The sequence below is a fragment of the Streptomyces sp. NPDC047000 genome (assembly GCF_040644295.1).
Lineage (GTDB): Bacteria > Actinomycetota > Actinomycetes > Streptomycetales > Streptomycetaceae > Streptomyces.
Genome location: NZ_JBEYWE010000002.1, coordinates 79685 through 96789 on the forward strand (window position 1 = coordinate 79685; position 17105 = coordinate 96789).

Consider the following 17105-nt stretch of genomic DNA (forward strand, 5'->3'; position numbering starts at 1 on the left):
GAGATGGCGAAGAAGGCTCTGATCGCTAAGGCTGCTCGCAAGCCCAAGTTCGGTGTGCGTGGCTACACCCGCTGCCAGCGCTGCGGCCGCCCGCACTCCGTGTACCGCAAGTTCGGCCTCTGCCGTGTGTGCCTTCGTGAGATGGCTCACCGCGGCGAGCTGCCGGGCGTGACCAAGAGCTCCTGGTAATCCCGTACTTCGGGATTCTGGGACCTCTCGGTAAGCAACCGGGTCGGCGAAGGCCACCCCCTTCCATGCCGTAGGCTTGGAGGGTTGGGCCTTCGCCGCCCTGGATCACCTGCGGACAGCCGTCCGCTGAACGATTGCTTACTACGCCGTAGGTCCCCGCGCCGCACCCGTCCCGTCTTCATGAGTACGGGGAGAGGGATGGCGCATATAGGAAACCCCGGCGAGAAAGGCCACAGGCCAATTCATGACCATGACTGATCCGATCGCAGACATGTTGACGCGTCTGCGGAATGCGAACTCGGCTTACCACGATGCGGTGTCGATGCCGCACTCGAAGATCAAGTCGCACATCGCGGAGATCCTCCAGCAGGAGGGCTTCATCACGGGCTGGAAGACCGAGGACGCCGAGGTCGGCAAGAACCTCGTCCTCGAGCTGAAGTTCGGCCCGAACCGTGAGCGCTCCATCGCGGGCATCAAGCGGATCTCCAAGCCCGGTCTCCGGGTGTACGCGAAGTCCACCAACCTGCCGAAGGTGCTGGGCGGCCTCGGCGTGGCGATCATCTCCACGTCGTACGGGCTCCTCACCGACAAGCAGGCCGGCAAGAAGGGCGTGGGCGGGGAAGTCCTCGCCTACGTCTGGTAACGGAAGGGAACGGAGGAAACAGCTATGTCGCGCATCGGCAAGCTCCCCATCGCGGTTCCCGCCGGCGTGGACGTCACCATCGACGGCCGGACGGTCTCGGTCAAGGGCCCCAAGGGCTCGCTGACCCACACCGTCGTGGCGCCGATCGAGATCGCCAAGGGCGAGGACGGCACCCTGCAGGTGACCCGCCCCAACGACGAGCGTCAGAGCAAGGCCCTGCACGGCCTGTCCCGCACGCTGGTGGCGAACATGATCACCGGCGTGACCCAGGGTTACGTGAAGAAGCTCGAGATCAGCGGTGTCGGTTACCGCGTGGCCGCCAAGGGCTCGAACCTCGAGTTCGCGCTCGGTTACAGCCACCCGATCACGGTCGAGGCCCCCGAGGGAATCACCTTCAAGGTGGAGAACCCGACCCACTTCCAGGTCGAGGGCATCGACAAGCAGAAGGTCGGCGAGGTTGCGGCCAACATCCGCAAGCTGCGCAAGCCCGACCCGTACAAGGCCAAGGGTGTCAAGTACGAGGGCGAAGTCATCCGCCGCAAGGTCGGAAAGGCGGGTAAGTAAGCCATGGCATACGGGCAGAAGATCCTCAAGGGCGACGCCTACAAGCGCGCCGCGATCAAGCGCCGCCACATCCGGATCCGCAAGCGGATCGCCGGTACGGCGGAGCGCCCCCGTCTGGTCGTGACCCGCTCCAACCGCCACATCGTGGCGCAGGTGATCGACGACCTCAAGGGCCACACCCTGGCATCGGCGTCCACTCTGGACACCTCGATCCGCGGTGGCGAGGGCGACAAGTCCACGCAGGCCAAGCAGGTCGGCGCCCTGGTCGCCGAGCGTGCCAAGGCCGCCGGCGTCGAGGCTGTCGTGTTCGACCGTGGTGGCAACCAGTACGCGGGGCGCATCGCCGCCCTGGCGGACGCCGCCCGCGAAGCCGGGCTCAGGTTCTGAGCAGCCGTAGCTAGCGGAAAAGAGAGAGGTAATCCAATGGCTGGACCCCAGCGCCGCGGTGGCGGTGCCGGTGGCGGCGAGCGGCGGGACCGGAAGGGCCGTGACGGCGGCGCTGCTGCCGCCGAGAAGACCGCGTACGTCGAGCGCGTCGTCGCGATCAACCGTGTCGCCAAGGTTGTGAAGGGTGGTCGTCGCTTCAGCTTCACCGCGCTGGTCGTGGTGGGCGACGGTGACGGCACCGTGGGTGTCGGATACGGCAAGGCCAAGGAGGTGCCGGCCGCCATCGCCAAGGGCGTTGAGGAGGCCAAGAAGCACTTCTTCAAGGTCCCCCGGATCCAGGGCACCATCCCGCACCCCATCCAGGGTGAGAAGGCGGCCGGCGTCGTACTGCTGAAGCCCGCGTCGCCCGGTACCGGCGTCATCGCCGGTGGTCCGGTGCGTGCCGTGCTCGAGTGCGCCGGTATCCACGACGTGCTGTCGAAGTCGCTCGGCTCCGACAACGCGATCAACATCGTGCACGCGACCGTGGCGGCCCTCAAGGGCCTGCAGCGTCCCGAGGAGATCGCGGCCCGCCGCGGTCTGCCGCTCGAGGACGTCGCCCCCGCGGCCCTGCTGCGCGCGCGTGCCGGGGCGGGTGCGTAATCATGGCTCAGCTCAAGATCACGCAGGTCAAGTCCTACATCGGCAGCAAGCAGAACCACCGTGACACCCTGCGGTCCCTCGGTCTCAAGGGGATCAACTCGCAGGTCGTCAAGGAGGACCGCCCCGAGTTCCGCGGCATGGTGCGCCATGTCCGTCACCTCGTGACGGTCGAGGAGGTCGACTGATCATGGCGGAGACGAACCCGCTCAAGATCCACAACCTCCGTCCCGCCCCGGGTGCCAAGACCGCCAAGACCCGTGTCGGTCGTGGTGAGGCGTCGAAGGGCAAGACGGCCGGTCGTGGTACCAAGGGCACCAAGGCCCGCTACCAGGTTCCGGAGCGCTTCGAGGGCGGCCAGATGCCGCTGCACATGCGCCTCCCGAAGCTGAAGGGCTTCAAGAACCCGTTCAAGACCGAGTACCAGGTCGTGAACCTCGACAAGCTGGCCACGCTCTACCCCGAGGGTGGCGAGGTCACCGTCGAGGGTCTGGTGGCCAAGGGCGCCGTTCGCAAGAACTCGCTCGTCAAGGTTCTCGGCCAGGGCGAGGTCTCCGTGGCGCTGCAGGTGACGGTCGACGCCGTCTCCGGCTCCGCCAAGGAGAAGATCACCGCCGCCGGCGGCACGGTCACCGAGCTCGTCTGAGTCCTTCAGGCGCTTCGATGACATGAGCGATCCCGACCGGGGATACCCCACAAAAGGGGTATCCCCGGTCGGTCGTTCCTAGGGAACCCGTCGCGCCGGTATGGTGGCCAGCACTGCCCACTTTCACGGGCGCCTCACATGGGGCACCCTGAACGGCAGCCGACCGTTGGTCATTCGTCACCTTGTTTTTGTCTTATTCGTCGCACCTCACGACCGTCACCCTTGACGCACTTGCGCGGGGGTCGCAGGAGGCACCGTGCTCACCGCGTTCGCCCGGGCGTTCAGGACGCCCGACCTGCGCAAGAAGCTCCTCTTCACGCTGGGCATCATCGTGGTCTACCGGGTCGGTACCCACGTCCCGATCCCCGGCGTCAACTACAAGGCCGTCCAGACCTGTGTGAACGAGGCGTCCGGCAACCAGGGCCTCTTCGGCCTGGTCAACATGTTCAGCGGCGGCGCGCTCCTCCAGATCACGATCTTCGCGCTCGGCATCATGCCGTACATCACGGCCAGCATCATCCTTCAGCTGCTGACCGTCGTCATCCCGCGTCTGGAAGCCCTCAAGAAGGAGGGCCAGGCCGGTACGACGAAGATCACGCAGTACACCCGCTACCTGACCGTGGCGCTCGCCATCCTGCAGGGCACCGGCCTGGTGGCCACCGCCCGCAGCGGCGCGCTGTTCTCCGGCTGCACGGTGGCGAGCAGCATCGTCCCGGACCGCGCGATCTTCTCGACGATCACCATGGTGGTCTGCATGACCGCCGGTACGGCCGTGGTCATGTGGCTCGGCGAGCTCATCACCGACCGGGGCATCGGCAACGGCATGTCGATCCTGATGTTCATCTCGATCGCCGCGACGTTCCCGTCCTCGCTGTGGGCCATCAAGAAGCAGGGCACCCTGGCGGGCGGCTGGATCGAGTTCACCACCGTCATCGCGGTCGGCCTGGTCATGGTCGGTCTGGTGGTCTTCGTGGAGCAGGCCCAGCGCCGCATCCCCGTGCAGTACGCCAAGCGCATGATCGGCCGCCGGTCCTACGGCGGCACCTCGACCTACATCCCCCTGAAGGTCAACCAGGCGGGTGTGATCCCGGTCATCTTCGCGTCCTCGCTGCTCTACATCCCGGCGCTGGTCGCCCAGTTCTCCGGCGGGAACTCGGGCTGGAAGGCGTGGGTGCAGCAGAACCTGACCAAGGGCGACCACCCGATCTACATCACCCTCTACTTCTTGCTGATCGTTTTCTTCGCGTTCTTCTACGTGGCGATCTCCTTCAACCCCGAGGAAGTCGCCGACAACATGAAGAAGTATGGTGGCTTCATCCCGGGCATCCGGGCTGGCCGACCGACCGCTGAGTATCTGTCGTACGTACTCAACCGGATCACCTGGCCGGGTTCGCTGTACTTGGGTCTGATCGCTCTCGTGCCGACGATGGCGTTGGTCGGCTTCGGGGCAAGCCAGAACTTCCCCTTCGGAGGGACGAGCATCCTGATCATCGTGGGTGTGGGTCTCGAGACGGTGAAGCAGATCGAGAGCCAGCTCCAGCAGCGCAATTACGAAGGGTTCCTCCGCTGATGCGAATCGTCCTCGTCGGGCCGCCGGGCGCCGGAAAAGGGACGCAAGCCGCGTACCTCGCAAAGAACCTCTCCATTCCGCACATCTCCACGGGCGATCTGTTCCGCGCCAACATCAGCCGCCAGACCGAACTGGGCAAGCTCGCGAAGTCCTACATGGACGCGGGCAATCTGGTGCCGGACGAGGTCACCATCGCGATGGCCAAGGACCGTATGGAGCAGCCGGACGCCGTGAACGGCTTCCTGCTGGACGGGTTCCCGCGCAACGTGTCGCAGGCCGAGGCGCTCGACGAGCTGCTGCGGACCGAGACCATCGGTCTCGACGCCGTACTCGACCTGGAAGTCCCCGAGGACGAGGTGGTCCGGCGCATCGCCGGCCGCCGCATCTGCCGCAACGACTCGGCGCACGTGTTCCACGTGGCCTACAAGCAGCCCGCGCAGGACGGCGTCTGCGACGAGTGCGCCGGCGAGCTCTACCAGCGTGACGACGACTCCGAGGACACGGTCCGCAAGCGTCTGGAGGTCTACCACACCCAGACCGAGCCGATCATCGACTACTACAGGGCCCAGGACCTGGTGGTCACGATCAGCGCGCTCGGCAAGGTGGAGGAGGTCACCGGACGGGCCATGGAGGCCCTGAAGGCGACCAAGGCCCAGACGAAGACCGAGGCCGAGGCCCGCTAGGGCCCGGCCCGACAGCCGTCGGTGGAAGGTCCGGCCGTGGCGCCCGTGAGGGTGTCACGGCCGTACTGTTGTACAGATGACCAGCTAACCGGGTGACCAGTGACCGGGTGACCAGTGACCGGTTGACGTGAGTGACACCGGTTGACGTGAGTGACGGAGAGCGCAGGGCCCCATGGTGCAGATCAAGACTCCCCAGCAGATCGCCACGATGCGTGAGGCGGGGCTGGTCGTCGCCGCCGTCCACGCGGCCACGCGCGAGGCCGCGGTGCCCGGGGCGTCCACCAAGGATCTCGATCAGGTCGCCCGCAAGGTCCTCGCCGAGCACAACGCCAAGCCCAATTTCCTGGGCTACGGCGGCTTCCCGGCCACCATCTGCACCTCCGTGAACGACGTCGTGGTCCACGGCATCCCGTCCGACGAGGTCGTCCTCAAGGACGGCGACATCATCTCCATCGACTGCGGGGCGATCGTCGACGGCTGGCACGGCGACGCCGCCTACACGGCCTTCGTCGGCTCCGGCCACGCCCCCGAGCTGATCGAGCTCTCCCGGGTCACCGAGGAGTCGATGTGGGCGGGCATCGCGGCCATGAAGCAGGGCAACCGCCTGGTCGACGTCTCCCGCGCCATCGAGACCTACATCCGCCGTCAGCCGAAGCCGGGCGGCGGCAGGTACGGCATCATCGAGGACTACGGCGGCCACGGCATCGGCACCGAGATGCACATGGACCCGCATCTGCTGAACTACGTCGACCGGCGCCGCGGCAAGGGTCCCAAGCTGGTCCCCGGCATCTGCCTGGCTATCGAGCCGATGGTGTCCCTGGGCACCCCGCGCACCCGGGTGCTGCAGGACGAGTGGACGGTCGTCACCACGGACGGCACCTGGTCCTCGCACTGGGAGCACTCGATCGCGCTGACCGAGCAGGGCCCGCTGGTGCTCACGGCCCCCGACGGCGGCCGGGCGAAGCTGGCGGAGCTGGGCATCACGGCGGCTCCGGACCCGCTGGGCTGAGGCGGCGCCGGGGCTCCGCCGGACCGGGCGGCATAATGATCTTCACAGTGGGGCAGACTCACCCGATTCGTGTTTCCGGGTGCGCTTGACGTAGACTGACTCGTCGGCTTCCTTGCACCCGCATGTCCGCATGCACTCGAGCGGTGCGCTGGAGTCGATCAAGGTAGTCGATTCCGAAGGGCGAAGCGTGGCCAAGAAGCAAGGTGCCATCGAGATCGAGGGCACTGTCGTCGAGTCTCTGCCGAACGCCATGTTCAAGGTCGAGCTCCAGAACGGCCACCAGGTCCTGGCACACATCAGCGGCAAGATGCGTATGCACTACATCCGCATCCTCCCTGACGACCGGGTCGTGGTGGAGCTGTCTCCGTACGACCTGACGCGTGGCCGGATCGTCTACCGGTACAAGTAGATCTTGCCCACGTCCCGTGTGAGCGGGGCTGCCGGCAACTGACCCGGAGAACCTCAATCCCATGAAGGTCAAGCCGAGCGTCAAGAAGATCTGCGACAAGTGCAGGGTGATCCGCCGTCACGGCCGGGTCATGGTCATCTGCGAGAACCCGCGCCACAAGCAGCGCCAGGGCTGACGCAGGACCGATCCCTCTGCTTCGATCCGCAGAGATTCGCGCGACGCAAGCTGAACATGTTCATACGCGGAGCCCGAGCCGACATGGCTCGACACCCCCGGCTCGGAGGCCGGGGACCCGGTCCGTACCTCGTACGGCGGACGGGGAGCCGGTTCTGCGGAAGACCTCCGAAGACAACTGGAGCCATTGAATGGCACGCGTTTCCGGTGTCGACATCCCGCGCGAGAAGCGTGTGGAGGTCGCCCTCACCTACGTGTTCGGGATCGGCCGGACCCTCTCCCAGCAGACGCTGGCCGAGACCGGTATCGACCCGAACACCCGCGTCCGCGACCTGACGGAAGAGCAGCTCGTCGCGATCCGCGAGTACGTCGACAGCAACATCAAGACCGAGGGTGACCTCCGTCGCGAGATCCAGGCCGACATCCGCCGCAAGGTCGAGATCGGCTGCTACCAGGGTCTGCGGCACCGCCGCGGTCTGCCCGTCCGTGGTCAGCGCACCAGCACCAACGCCCGTACCCGCAAGGGCCCGCGTCGCGCGATCGCCGGCAAGAAGAAGCCGGGCAAGAAGTAGTCCGCAGCGGACACCCGTCCACGGTCTTCGCTGTAGGACCGACCACCTCCCCCGTAGGAGTTAAAGGATGCCCCCCAAGGGTCGTCAGGGCGCTGCCAAGAAGGTGCGCCGCAAGGAAAAGAAGAACGTCGCTCACGGTCACGCGCACATCAAGAGCACGTTCAACAACACGATCGTCTCCATCACGGACCCGTCCGGCAACGTGATCTCCTGGGCCTCCGCCGGCCACGTCGGCTTCAAGGGCTCCCGGAAGTCCACGCCGTTCGCCGCGCAGATGGCCGCCGAGTCGGCTGCCCGCCGCGCCCAGGAGCACGGCATGCGCAAGGTCGACGTGTTCGTGAAGGGCCCGGGTTCCGGCCGCGAGACCGCGATCCGCTCCCTGCAGGCCACGGGCCTCGAGGTCGGCTCCATCCAGGACGTCACCCCGACCCCGCACAACGGCTGCCGCCCGCCGAAGCGTCGCCGCGTCTGACGCTCGTCGCGTCCGTCGCCCGTCGCTGCACCGGCAGGCCGGTTCCGGGCGGTACGTCCCGTGTTCGGGGCGTGCCGCCCGTACCCTTGCAGTACCCGCGCCTTCTGTCACGGGCGCGGCTTTGTCGGACGTCAAATAGCGGGCGTCCACGAATGAAGGAACTGATCACCTCATGCTGATCGCTCAGCGTCCCTCGTTGACCGAAGAGGTCGTCGACGAGTTCCGCTCCCGGTTCGTGATCGAGCCGCTGGAGCCGGGCTTCGGCTACACCCTCGGCAACTCCCTGCGCCGTACGCTCCTCTCCTCGATCCCGGGTGCGGCGGTCACGTCCATCCGCATCGACGGTGTCCTGCACGAGTTCACCACCGTGCCGGGCGTCAAGGAGGACGTCACCGACCTCATCCTCAACATCAAGCAGCTGGTCGTGTCCAGCGAGCACGACGAGCCCGTCGTGATGTACCTGCGCAAGCAGGGCCCGGGCCTCGTGACCGCCGCCGACATCGCCCCGCCCGCCGGTGTCGAGGTCCACAACCCCGACCTGGTCCTCGCCACGCTCAACGGCAAGGGCAAGCTGGAGATGGAGCTGACCGTCGAGCGCGGTCGCGGCTACGTCTCCGCCGTGCAGAACAAGCAGGTGGGCCAGGAGATCGGCCGTATCCCGGTCGACTCCATCTACAGCCCCGTGCTCAAGGTCACGTACAAGGTCGAGGCCACGCGTGTCGAGCAGCGCACCGACTTCGACAAGCTGATCGTCGACGTCGAGACCAAGCAGGCGATGCGTCCCCGTGACGCCATGGCCTCCGCCGGCAAGACCCTGGTCGAGCTGTTCGGTCTCGCCCGCGAGCTGAACATCGACGCCGAGGGCATCGACATGGGCCCGTCCCCCACGGACGCCGCCCTGGCCGCCGACCTCGCGCTGCCGATCGAGGAGCTGGAGCTCACGGTCCGCTCCTACAACTGCCTCAAGCGTGAGGGCATCCACTCCGTGGGTGAGCTGGTCGCACGCTCCGAGGCCGACCTGCTGGACATCCGCAACTTCGGTGCGAAGTCCATCGACGAGGTCAAGGCGAAGCTGGCCGGCATGGGCCTGGCGCTCAAGGACAGCCCGCCCGGATTCGACCCCACCGCCGCGGCGGACGCGTTCGGCGCGGACGACGACGCGGACGCCGGGTTCGTGGAGACCGAGCAGTACTGAGCGCTCCGTGAGGAGGGCCGTACTGCGGCTGCGGGCCGGTTGTGGCCGGTCGCGCGGTTCCCCGCGTCCCTGAGGGGCGCGGGGTCTCCGACAGGCAACCGTCTGCTCGGACACTGACCTCGGTACCTGATACGGCCGGGGCAGACACACAGGAGAAGAACCATGCCGAAGCCCACCAAGGGTGCCCGTCTGGGCGGCAGCGCCGCGCACGAGAAGCTGCTCCTCGCGAACCTCGCGAAGGCGCTCTTCGAGCACGGCCGTATCACCACCACCGAGGCGAAGGCCCGCCGGCTGCGGCCGTACGCCGAGCGTCTGGTCACCAAGGCGAAGAAGGGCGACCTTCACAACCGCCGTCAGGTGCTCCAGGTGATCACGGACAAGAGCGTCGTCCACACGCTCTTCACCGAGATCGGCCCGCGCTACGAGAACCGTCCGGGTGGCTACACCCGTATCACCAAGATCGGCAACCGCCGTGGCGACAACGCGCCCATGGCCGTGATCGAGCTGGTCGAGGCGCTGACGGTGCAGCAGAACGCCGTGGGCGAGGCCGAGGCGGCGACGAAGCGTGCCGCCAAGGACGCGGAGACGGCGCCGGTCGAGGAGACCAAGGCCCCCGAGGCCGAGGGCACCGAGGCCGCCGAGGAGTCGAAGGACGCGTAAGCGTCCGCCGGAGGCTCTGTGTCTTGCGGCTGCGGCTTCGCCGTGGTGGGTCGCGCCCACGCGGCGGAGCCGCGGTTCGACACAGTCCCGCGCCCCTTGGGGGCGCCTTGCGGGTCCGTTCCTTTCGAGGGGCGGGCCCGCTTTCGTGTTGCTGAGAGGATCTTCTGGTGAGTGACGAAGCACAGCCCGGGTTCGTACGTGTCCGCCTCGACCTGTCCTACGACGGCACCGCCTTTCACGGCTGGGCCAAGCAGGCCGGCGGGAAGCGCACCGTGCAGGGGGAGATCGAGGACGCCCTGCGCACCGTGACCCGGTCCCGGGAGACGTACGAGCTGACCGTCGCCGGGCGCACCGACGCCGGAGTGCACGCCCGCGGCCAGGTGGCGCACGTGGATCTGCCCGGGACGGTGTGGCGGGAGCACCACGAGAAGTTGCTGAAGCGGCTCGCCGGCCGGCTGCCGAAGGACGTACGGGTCTGGGCCCTCCGGCCGGCCCCGCAGGGCTTCGACGCCCGCTTCTCCGCGGTCTGGCGGCGCTACGCCTACCGCGTCACCGACAACCCCGGGGGAGTGGACCCGCTGCTGCGCGGCCACGTCCTCTGGCACGACTGGCCGCTCGACGTGGCCGCCATGAACGAGGCCGCCGGCGCGCTGCTGGGCGAGCACGACTTCGCCGCGTACTGCAAGAAGCGGGAGGGCGCCACGACCATCCGCACCCTTCAGGAGCTGAGCCTGGTCAGGGACGCGGACGGGATCGTCACGGCCACGGTGCGCGCGGACGCGTTCTGCCACAACATGGTGCGTTCGCTGATCGGCGCCCTGCTGTTCGTCGGGGACGGCCACCGCGGCCCCGACTGGCCGGGCAAGGTGCTCGCCGCCGGAGTGCGCGACTCGGCGGTGCACGTCGTACGGCCGCACGGGCTGACGCTGGAGGAGGTCGGCTACCCGGCCGACGAACTGCTGGCGGCGCGCAGCAGGGAGGCGCGCAACAAGCGGACGCTGCCGGGCGCGGGGTGCTGCTGAGAGCGGGACAACTCTCCAGTAATGCACCCGATCGGATGATCTTGTCGTAAGCCGGTTATGCTTTCACGGCCTGGTCAAAGGTTCACATAAGTGCCGTCCGGGCTCTTGTGGGGGCAACACGCCCCACTGTCCCGGGAGTTCGACATGAGCAGTGCCGTGGAGGCGGATTCCGCACCGCATCGCCGCAGGCGCGGACGGATCGCCGAGAGTCCTGGGCTGCTGCCGCAGCCGCCGGACGACGGCGAGAAGTACTCGTACACGCGCCGTCATCTGTGGATGCTGACTCTCGGTTCGCTGGTCAGTTTCGCCTGTCTCTCGGTGAGTCAGCTCTACTTCACGGCGTCGAGCCCCTGGTTCTGGCTGCTGACCCCGCTGCTCGCGTTCGTCGTCGCCGACTACCTGGTCTCCCTCTACCTCGACGCGCGCAGCAAGGACTTCGACCTCAAGACGCACAAGACCCTGGTGCGCGACTGGCGGCCCGGCGTGTATCCGAGCGTCGACGTCTTCCTGCCGGTGTGCGGTGAGCCGCTGGAGGTCCTGCACAACACCTGGGTGCATGTGAACCGGCTCGCCGATACCTACCGGGGCGTCACGCGGGTGTACGTGCTCGACGACGCGGCGGACACGGAGGTCGGCGCCATGGCGCACGACTTCGGTTTCGCGTACGTGGTGCGGCCCGACCGGGGCTGGTTCAAGAAGGCGGGCAATCTGCATCACGCCTTCGGGATCACCGGTGGCGACCACATCCTCATCCTGGACGCCGACTTCGCGCCGCGCCCCGACCTGCTCGACGAACTGCTGCCGTACATGGACGCCGACGAGCGCACCGGGATCGTGCAGTCCCCGCAGTTCTTCCGGATCACCGACCGGCAGAACTGGATCGAGCGCGGCGCGGGTGCGGTGCAGGAGCAGTTCTACCGCTCGGTGCAGACCTCCCGGGAGGACAAGGACGGCTCCATCTGCGTCGGTTCCTGCGCGGTCTACCGGCGCTCCGCCCTCGCCCGGATCGGCGGCATCACGCTGATCGAACACTCCGAGGACATTACACCGGCTTCGACCTGCGGGCGCTCGGCTGGCGGCTGCGCTACGTCCCCGTCGCCCTGTCGGCGGGGGTGTGCCCGGACACCGCGGGCGCCTTCCACAACCAGCAGTACCGCTGGTGCATGGGCTCGCTGGAGCTGATCACCGGCAGGCGCTTCTGGGAACTGGACCTCCCCTTCCAGACCCGGCTCTGCTACCTCTCGGGCTTCCTGTACTACGTGCAGACGGCCCTCGCGACCTTCGTCACCCCGCTCGTCCCGCTCGCCCTGATGCTGCTGCGTCCCGATCTGCTGCGTGCCGAGGCCTCGGCGTGGGTGCTGCCGAGCGTGGCCTACGTGACCCTGCTGCTGCCGCTGTGGCACCGGGCGCCGTACCGGCTGGAGGCGTGGGCGGTGCGGGTGATGTACGGCTGGTCGCACGTCTTCGCGGTGTGGGACCTGCTGCGCGGCCGCCCGATGGGCTGGAAGCCCACCGGTTCGCAGGGCGCCAAGAAGAACGGGATGCGCCGTTACTGGACCGGCATGACCGTGTGGACCGGCGGCACCGCCGTGCTGTGGGTGGGCGTGGCCGCCTGGCGGATGCTGACCCTCTATCCGCCGGACTTCGCGCTGATGCTGTCCGCGGGCCTCTTCTACGCGCTGGTCGTCGGCCGCGTCCTCGTCCGGCCCAGGGAGCGCACCGTATGACGCGGCAGGTCCGTACGGCGGTGCGGCAGGTCCGTACGGCGCGGCGTGTCCGGCTGGTGGGGGCCGCTCTCCTCGCCATGCTGCTCCTGGCGGGCTGCGCCACGTTCTCCGGCAAGGGCAGGGCCGAGTACGCCCACGCCCGGGGGGCGGTGGCGGGCCCCAGCCTGGCCGCCGCCGAGCCTGCCGCGACGGAGCCCCCGTACGACGTACGGCCGCTGCTGAGACCCTCCGGCGGGAAGAAGTTCCTGGGGCTGGCCGCGAACGGCGCCCCCGCCGCGATGACCGGGGTCGAGGCGTTCGCGAGGACCGCGGGCAAGAAGCCCGACCTGATCGAGTTCTACTCCGCGTGGGGCGACCGCTACGAGGCACCGTCCGTGCGCAACGCCTGGAAGTACGGGGCGCTGGCGTACATCGCCTGGGAGCCCTTCGACAGGAGCCTGAAGACGATCGCGTCGGGCAAGGACGACACGTACCTGCGCGGGTACGCCCGCTCGGTCAAGGAGCTCAACCTGCCCGTCGCGATCAGCTTCGCGCACGAGATGAACGGCTTCTGGTACCCGTGGGGCACGCGCAAGAGCACCGCCGCGCAGTTCGTCGCCGCGTACCGGCACGTCCACGACGTCTTCGAGCAGGAGGGCGCGACCCAGGTGATCTGGGTGTGGAGCCCGAACGTCGTCAACCCGATGCCGGACGTGCGGCTGAAGGCGTACTGGCCCGGTGACGACTACGTCGACTGGGTCGGGGTCGTCGGCTACTACGCCCAGCACGGCCCCGCCCGCTTCGACGCGCTGTACGGACCGACCTTCGACGAGGTGCGTGCCTTCACGCGGCGGCCGCTGATCATCGCGGAGACGGCCGCCGAGGCCGGGCCGCGCAAGCCCGCCGACATCACCGACCTCTTCCGGGGCGTGGCCGCGCACGACGACGTGCTCGGTTTCGTGTGGTTCGACTTCGACAAGGAGGCCGACTGGCGCGTCAACAGCGGCCCGGCCTCCGCAGAAACGTTTCGGCGGAACGCCGCCGGCCCTCGCTTCGGATTCGATGTGACCAAGCCATGAGCAGCCCGCCTCCCCGCCCCCGGGCGGACGCCCCGCCCCCGCCCGAGCCGTACGACGCCGAGCCGTACGACCGCGAGGCGTACCAGCAGATGTACGAGCACCAGATGCACCCGTGGCCGCAGCAGTCCTACGCGGAGTCCTACGGCGGGCCGGACGCCTCTCCCGCACAGCCGGACGCCCCGTACTACGAGACGTACGCCTACGACCCGTACGCGGAGCCACCCCAGCGGCCCCTCCCGCAGCCCGTCCCCGTCGACCCCGCTCTCGTCGACCCGGCCCCCGTCGACCCCGGGCCGGAGCCCGGTCCCGGCTACACGCTGCCCGCCGTCCCCGAGTCCTCCTGGGCCCTGGACACCCGGCGGGGCAGACTGCTCGGGCGCGGTGTGCTGCTGTTCCTGCTCCTGGTGCAGGCCGGGCTCTCCCTCCGGCTGGGCGGCACCGCCTTCCAGGACGAGGCCCTCTATGTCGCCTCCGGCCACTACGAACTGGCCAACCTGCTGCACGGCACCCCGTTGCCCGCGGACTTCGCCGGCTACTTCTCGGGCCACCCCAAGCTGTACCCGGTGCTCGCGGCCGTGGTGGACTCCCGGTTCGGCCTGGACGGGGTCCGCGCGGTCGGCCTGCTGTTCATGCTGGGCACCACCGGACTGCTCTACGCCACGACACGGCGGCTGTTCAACCTGCGGGCCGCCCTCGGTGCCGCCGCGCTGTTCTCCGTCACCGAGCCGACGACGGTGCTCGGCTACTTCGCCACCTACGACGCGCCCGCCGTCTTCCTGCTGGCGCTGGCGATGTACGCCGTGGTGCGCACCGACCGCATGAACGCCCTCGCCGTCCTGCTGGCCGCACCGCCCGCCGCGCTGGCCGTCGGCGTGAAGTACGCCTCAGGGCTGTACCTGCCCACCCTGGTCGTCCTCGCCGTGGTCACCGCCCACCGCCACCGCGGCCCCCGGGCGCTGCTGCGCGGCCTGGTCCTGGGCACCGGCACCGCCGCCCTGCTCGGCGTCGGCTACCGGCTGTCCGGGCCGCTCGGCGGGATCAGCTCCACGACCACCGGCCGGGCGCACGGCACCGACTCCGCCCTGACGCTGTTCCACGACAGCGCCCAGTGGGGCGGTCTCCTCTTCGTCACCGCGCTCGGCGGCTCGGTGGCGTACGCGCTGCGCGGGCGGATGGGCGAGATGCCGTGGATCGCCGGGTCGACCCCGGGCCGCTGGCGGCGCACCGCGCTCGGACTGCTGCTCACCGGGACCGCGCTGCTGGCGCCCGCCTACCAGGCCCATCTGCAGACCGAGGTCTCGCTGTTCAAGCATGTCGGCTTCGGCCTGCTGTTCGCCGCGCCGATGGCGGGCCTGGGCACGGCCCGGCTGGTCGGTCCGCACTTCCGGCACCCGCAGCTGGGGATCATGCTCTACGTCCTCGCCCTGGTCTTCGGCATGGTGCAGGCGCGGCAGATCCACAGCTTCTTCCCCGACTCCTCCCGGCTGACCGCCTACCTGCGCACGGTCGTCGACCGCAAGGGCACCTACCTGGCCACCGAGCAGGAGGTGCCCGCCTACTACCTGCGTGACGTCACCGGCTGGCGGCAGTGGCAGAACGCCTACTACATGGACTACACGGCCGAGGACGGCAGACGGTACGCGGGCCCCGACGCCTTCCGGCAGGCGGTGCGCGACGCACGCTTCGACGTCATCGTCATGCGGGACGGCGTCGTCCCCGACACCTACCGGGCCGTCGAGGAAGGGCTCAAGGACAACGCCCGCTACCGCCTCACCGCCGTACTGCCGTACACGGCGAGCATCGGCGACGGCACCTACCGGGTCTGGGTGAGGCGATGAGCGAGACGACCGCGGCCCCCTCCGCACCCGGCGCCCGCGACACGGCGCCGGGCGGCCGCCGGGCCCGCCGCGCGGCACGGCAGCGTACGAGGACCGGAACCGGCGGACGCCTCGCCGCCCTGCCGCTGTTCCTGCTGCCCGCGGCGGTCGCGCTGGCCGCCGCGCTGCACGGCATCGGCACACGGCAGCCGTGGCGCGACGAGCACGCCACCTGGTGGGCGGCGACGCTCTCCTTCCACGACCTGAGCCTGCTGATCCGCCACACCGACGTGGCGTTCACGCCGTACTACGTCCTGATGCACGCCTGGATCGCGGTCGCCGGCGACTCGCCGACCGCCCTGCGGCTGCCCGCCGCACTGGCCATGGGCGCCTCGGCCGGGCTGCTCGCCCTGCTCGGTCGGCGGATCTTCACGGCGCGCACCGGACTTGTCGCGGGCCTCGCCCTCGCTCTCCTGCCCACGGTGACCCGCTACGGGCAGGAGAGCGGCCCGTACGCCTTCGCCGTGGCCGCCGTGCTGCTGTCCACGCTGCTCCTGGTCAGAGCCCTTCAGCGGCCCGGCTTCAAGGTGTGGGTGGGGTACACGCTCTCGGTGCCGCTGATCGGCTGGAGCGACCTCGTGGCGGTCACCGTGCTCGCCGCGCATCTGACGGCGGTGCTCCTGGCCCGGCGCTCGGGCGACCGGATCGCCGGATGGGCGTTCACGGCGGCCGGCACGCTCGGTCTGTGCTTCGTGGTCCCGGCGGCCGTGCAGGCGGTGGTGCAGAACGGCGCCTCCACCGGGACCGGCGTGGCGGCGGACCTGGCGGCGTTCCCCGGGGACCTCTTCGGCTCGTGGGCGGTGGCCGTGCCGGTACTGGTCCTTGCCGTCCTCGGGCTGTGCTGCGCGGGGCGCCGGGCGTTGCCGCTCGCCGTGTGGATCGCGCTGCCGCTGCCCGTGGCCCTCGCGGCGGGCCTCTTCAGCCCCGCGCATCTGCTGTTCACGACGCCCGCGTGGGCGCTGCTCGCGGCGGTCGCGCTGAGCAGGCTCGCCTGGCCGGTCGCCGGGGCCCGCGCCGGGGCGGGCGGCCCGGTCCTGCGGGTCCTGGGCGGAGTCCTCGCCGCGGCGGCGCTGGCGGGCCTGGCCTGGCAGGCTCTGCCGGCCCTCCGCCAGACCGGCCGGAACGTACCGGGAGAGCCCGACTACCGGGCAGCCGCACGTCTCGTCGAGACCGGGCAGCGCAAGGGCGACGGCATCGCGTTCAGCGGTGCGGGGCCGGAACGGCGGGCCATGGCCTACGAGCTGCGCGACGACCCGTCCCGCCCCCGCGACGTCCTCATGTACCGCACACCGCAGCGGCGGGGCGCGTTCGAGGCCCGCGAATGCCCGCAGCCCGCGTCGTGCCTGGCGAAGACGGACCGGCTGTGGCTGGTGTCGACCGTGCGGGGCGGCGCCGCACCGGAGGACGGGATGCCCGAGGCGACGGCCCGGATCCTCGACCGCTCGTTCCACGTGACCCGGATCACCCGCCTGACCGGCCTGCGGCTGGTCCTGCTGGACCGCGTCCGCGACACCTCCGGCACCAAGGGCGACGACGAGGCGGCACGGCGCAAGGTGCATGTGTGACGGTACGGCCGGTGGCTCCGTGCCCGGGTCCGTGAACGGTCGCG

At 69.3% G+C, this 17105-nt stretch carries 20 protein-coding genes and 1 pseudogene; all 21 read left to right on the forward strand.

What is annotated here, in order from left to right; genetic code table 11:
- Positions 1–3 precede the first annotated feature (3 nt).
- Positions 4–189 (forward strand): type Z 30S ribosomal protein S14, encoded by a 186-nt coding sequence (locus tag ABZ862_RS03730; RefSeq protein WP_003948630.1) that lies wholly within the window; start codon positions 4–6, stop codon positions 187–189.
- Positions 190–433: 244 nt separating this feature from the next.
- Positions 434–832: a 30S ribosomal protein S8 gene (gene rpsH, locus ABZ862_RS03735; RefSeq protein ID WP_360951667.1), complete on the forward strand. Its 399-nt coding sequence runs from the start codon at positions 434–436 to the stop codon at positions 830–832.
- A 24-nt stretch (positions 833–856) separates the two neighbouring features.
- Positions 857–1396, forward strand: coding sequence for a 50S ribosomal protein L6 (gene rplF / locus ABZ862_RS03740; RefSeq protein WP_360951669.1), 540 nt, complete (start codon positions 857–859; stop codon positions 1394–1396).
- Between the two features lie 3 nt (positions 1397–1399).
- Positions 1400–1783 carry a 50S ribosomal protein L18 gene (rplR, locus tag ABZ862_RS03745; protein WP_360951672.1) on the forward strand — a complete coding sequence of 128 codons (384 nt, stop codon included), beginning with the start codon at positions 1400–1402 and terminating at the stop codon, positions 1781–1783.
- A gap of 36 nt (positions 1784–1819) precedes the next feature.
- Positions 1820–2425 carry a 30S ribosomal protein S5 gene (gene rpsE, locus ABZ862_RS03750; protein ID WP_003992370.1) on the forward strand — a complete coding sequence of 202 codons (606 nt, stop codon included), beginning with the start codon at positions 1820–1822 and terminating at the stop codon, positions 2423–2425.
- A gap of 2 nt (positions 2426–2427) precedes the next feature.
- Positions 2428–2610 (forward strand): 50S ribosomal protein L30, encoded by a 183-nt coding sequence (rpmD, locus tag ABZ862_RS03755; protein ID WP_360951675.1) that lies wholly within the window; start codon positions 2428–2430, stop codon positions 2608–2610.
- A gap of 2 nt (positions 2611–2612) precedes the next feature.
- Positions 2613–3068, forward strand: coding sequence for a 50S ribosomal protein L15 (gene rplO, locus ABZ862_RS03760; RefSeq protein ID WP_360951678.1), 456 nt, complete (start codon positions 2613–2615; stop codon positions 3066–3068).
- A 256-nt stretch (positions 3069–3324) separates the two neighbouring features.
- Positions 3325–4638 carry a preprotein translocase subunit SecY gene (secY, locus tag ABZ862_RS03765; RefSeq protein ID WP_360951681.1) on the forward strand — a complete coding sequence of 438 codons (1314 nt, stop codon included), beginning with the start codon at positions 3325–3327 and terminating at the stop codon, positions 4636–4638.
- Positions 4638–5321, forward strand: coding sequence for an adenylate kinase (locus ABZ862_RS03770; protein ID WP_360951684.1), 684 nt, complete (start codon positions 4638–4640; stop codon positions 5319–5321). The genes secY and ABZ862_RS03770 overlap by 1 nt, the downstream gene beginning before the upstream one ends.
- A gap of 172 nt (positions 5322–5493) precedes the next feature.
- Positions 5494–6330, forward strand: coding sequence for a type I methionyl aminopeptidase (gene map, locus ABZ862_RS03775; RefSeq protein ID WP_360951687.1), 837 nt, complete (start codon positions 5494–5496; stop codon positions 6328–6330).
- A gap of 187 nt (positions 6331–6517) precedes the next feature.
- Positions 6518–6739: a translation initiation factor IF-1 gene (infA, locus tag ABZ862_RS03780; protein WP_003948620.1), complete on the forward strand. Its 222-nt coding sequence runs from the start codon at positions 6518–6520 to the stop codon at positions 6737–6739.
- Positions 6740–6800: 61 nt separating this feature from the next.
- Positions 6801–6914, forward strand: a complete 114-nt coding sequence (gene rpmJ, locus ABZ862_RS03785; RefSeq protein WP_003998809.1) for a 50S ribosomal protein L36 — start codon at positions 6801–6803, stop codon at positions 6912–6914.
- A 190-nt stretch (positions 6915–7104) separates the two neighbouring features.
- Positions 7105–7485, forward strand: coding sequence for a 30S ribosomal protein S13 (gene rpsM / locus ABZ862_RS03790; protein WP_143627879.1), 381 nt, complete (start codon positions 7105–7107; stop codon positions 7483–7485).
- A gap of 67 nt (positions 7486–7552) precedes the next feature.
- The gene (gene rpsK, locus ABZ862_RS03795; protein WP_003956432.1) at positions 7553–7957 is read left to right on the forward strand and encodes a 30S ribosomal protein S11; all 405 of its coding nucleotides are present in this window, start codon (positions 7553–7555) and stop codon (positions 7955–7957) included.
- Positions 7958–8129: 172 nt separating this feature from the next.
- Positions 8130–9152, forward strand: a complete 1023-nt coding sequence (locus ABZ862_RS03800; RefSeq protein WP_003966937.1) for a DNA-directed RNA polymerase subunit alpha — start codon at positions 8130–8132, stop codon at positions 9150–9152.
- Positions 9153–9314: 162 nt separating this feature from the next.
- Positions 9315–9812 carry a 50S ribosomal protein L17 gene (rplQ, locus tag ABZ862_RS03805; RefSeq protein ID WP_360951691.1) on the forward strand — a complete coding sequence of 166 codons (498 nt, stop codon included), beginning with the start codon at positions 9315–9317 and terminating at the stop codon, positions 9810–9812.
- Positions 9813–9979: 167 nt separating this feature from the next.
- A complete protein-coding gene (gene truA / locus ABZ862_RS03810; protein ID WP_360951694.1) occupies positions 9980–10834 on the forward strand; it encodes a tRNA pseudouridine(38-40) synthase TruA in 855 nt (284 codons plus the stop codon).
- 144 nt (positions 10835–10978) lie between these two features.
- A pseudogene (locus tag ABZ862_RS03815) lies at positions 10979–12561 on the forward strand (glycosyltransferase family 2 protein).
- 77 nt (positions 12562–12638) lie between these two features.
- A complete protein-coding gene (locus ABZ862_RS03820) occupies positions 12639–13619 on the forward strand; it encodes a glycosyl hydrolase (RefSeq protein ID WP_360953042.1) in 981 nt (326 codons plus the stop codon).
- Positions 13616–15457, forward strand: coding sequence for a glycosyltransferase family 39 protein (locus tag ABZ862_RS03825; protein ID WP_360951697.1), 1842 nt, complete (start codon positions 13616–13618; stop codon positions 15455–15457). Before ABZ862_RS03820 ends, ABZ862_RS03825 begins: the two co-directional genes overlap by 4 nt.
- A complete protein-coding gene (locus ABZ862_RS03830; RefSeq protein WP_360951700.1) occupies positions 15454–17061 on the forward strand; it encodes a glycosyltransferase family 39 protein in 1608 nt (535 codons plus the stop codon). The genes ABZ862_RS03825 and ABZ862_RS03830 overlap by 4 nt, the downstream gene beginning before the upstream one ends.
- Positions 17062–17105: the final 44 nt, after the last annotated feature.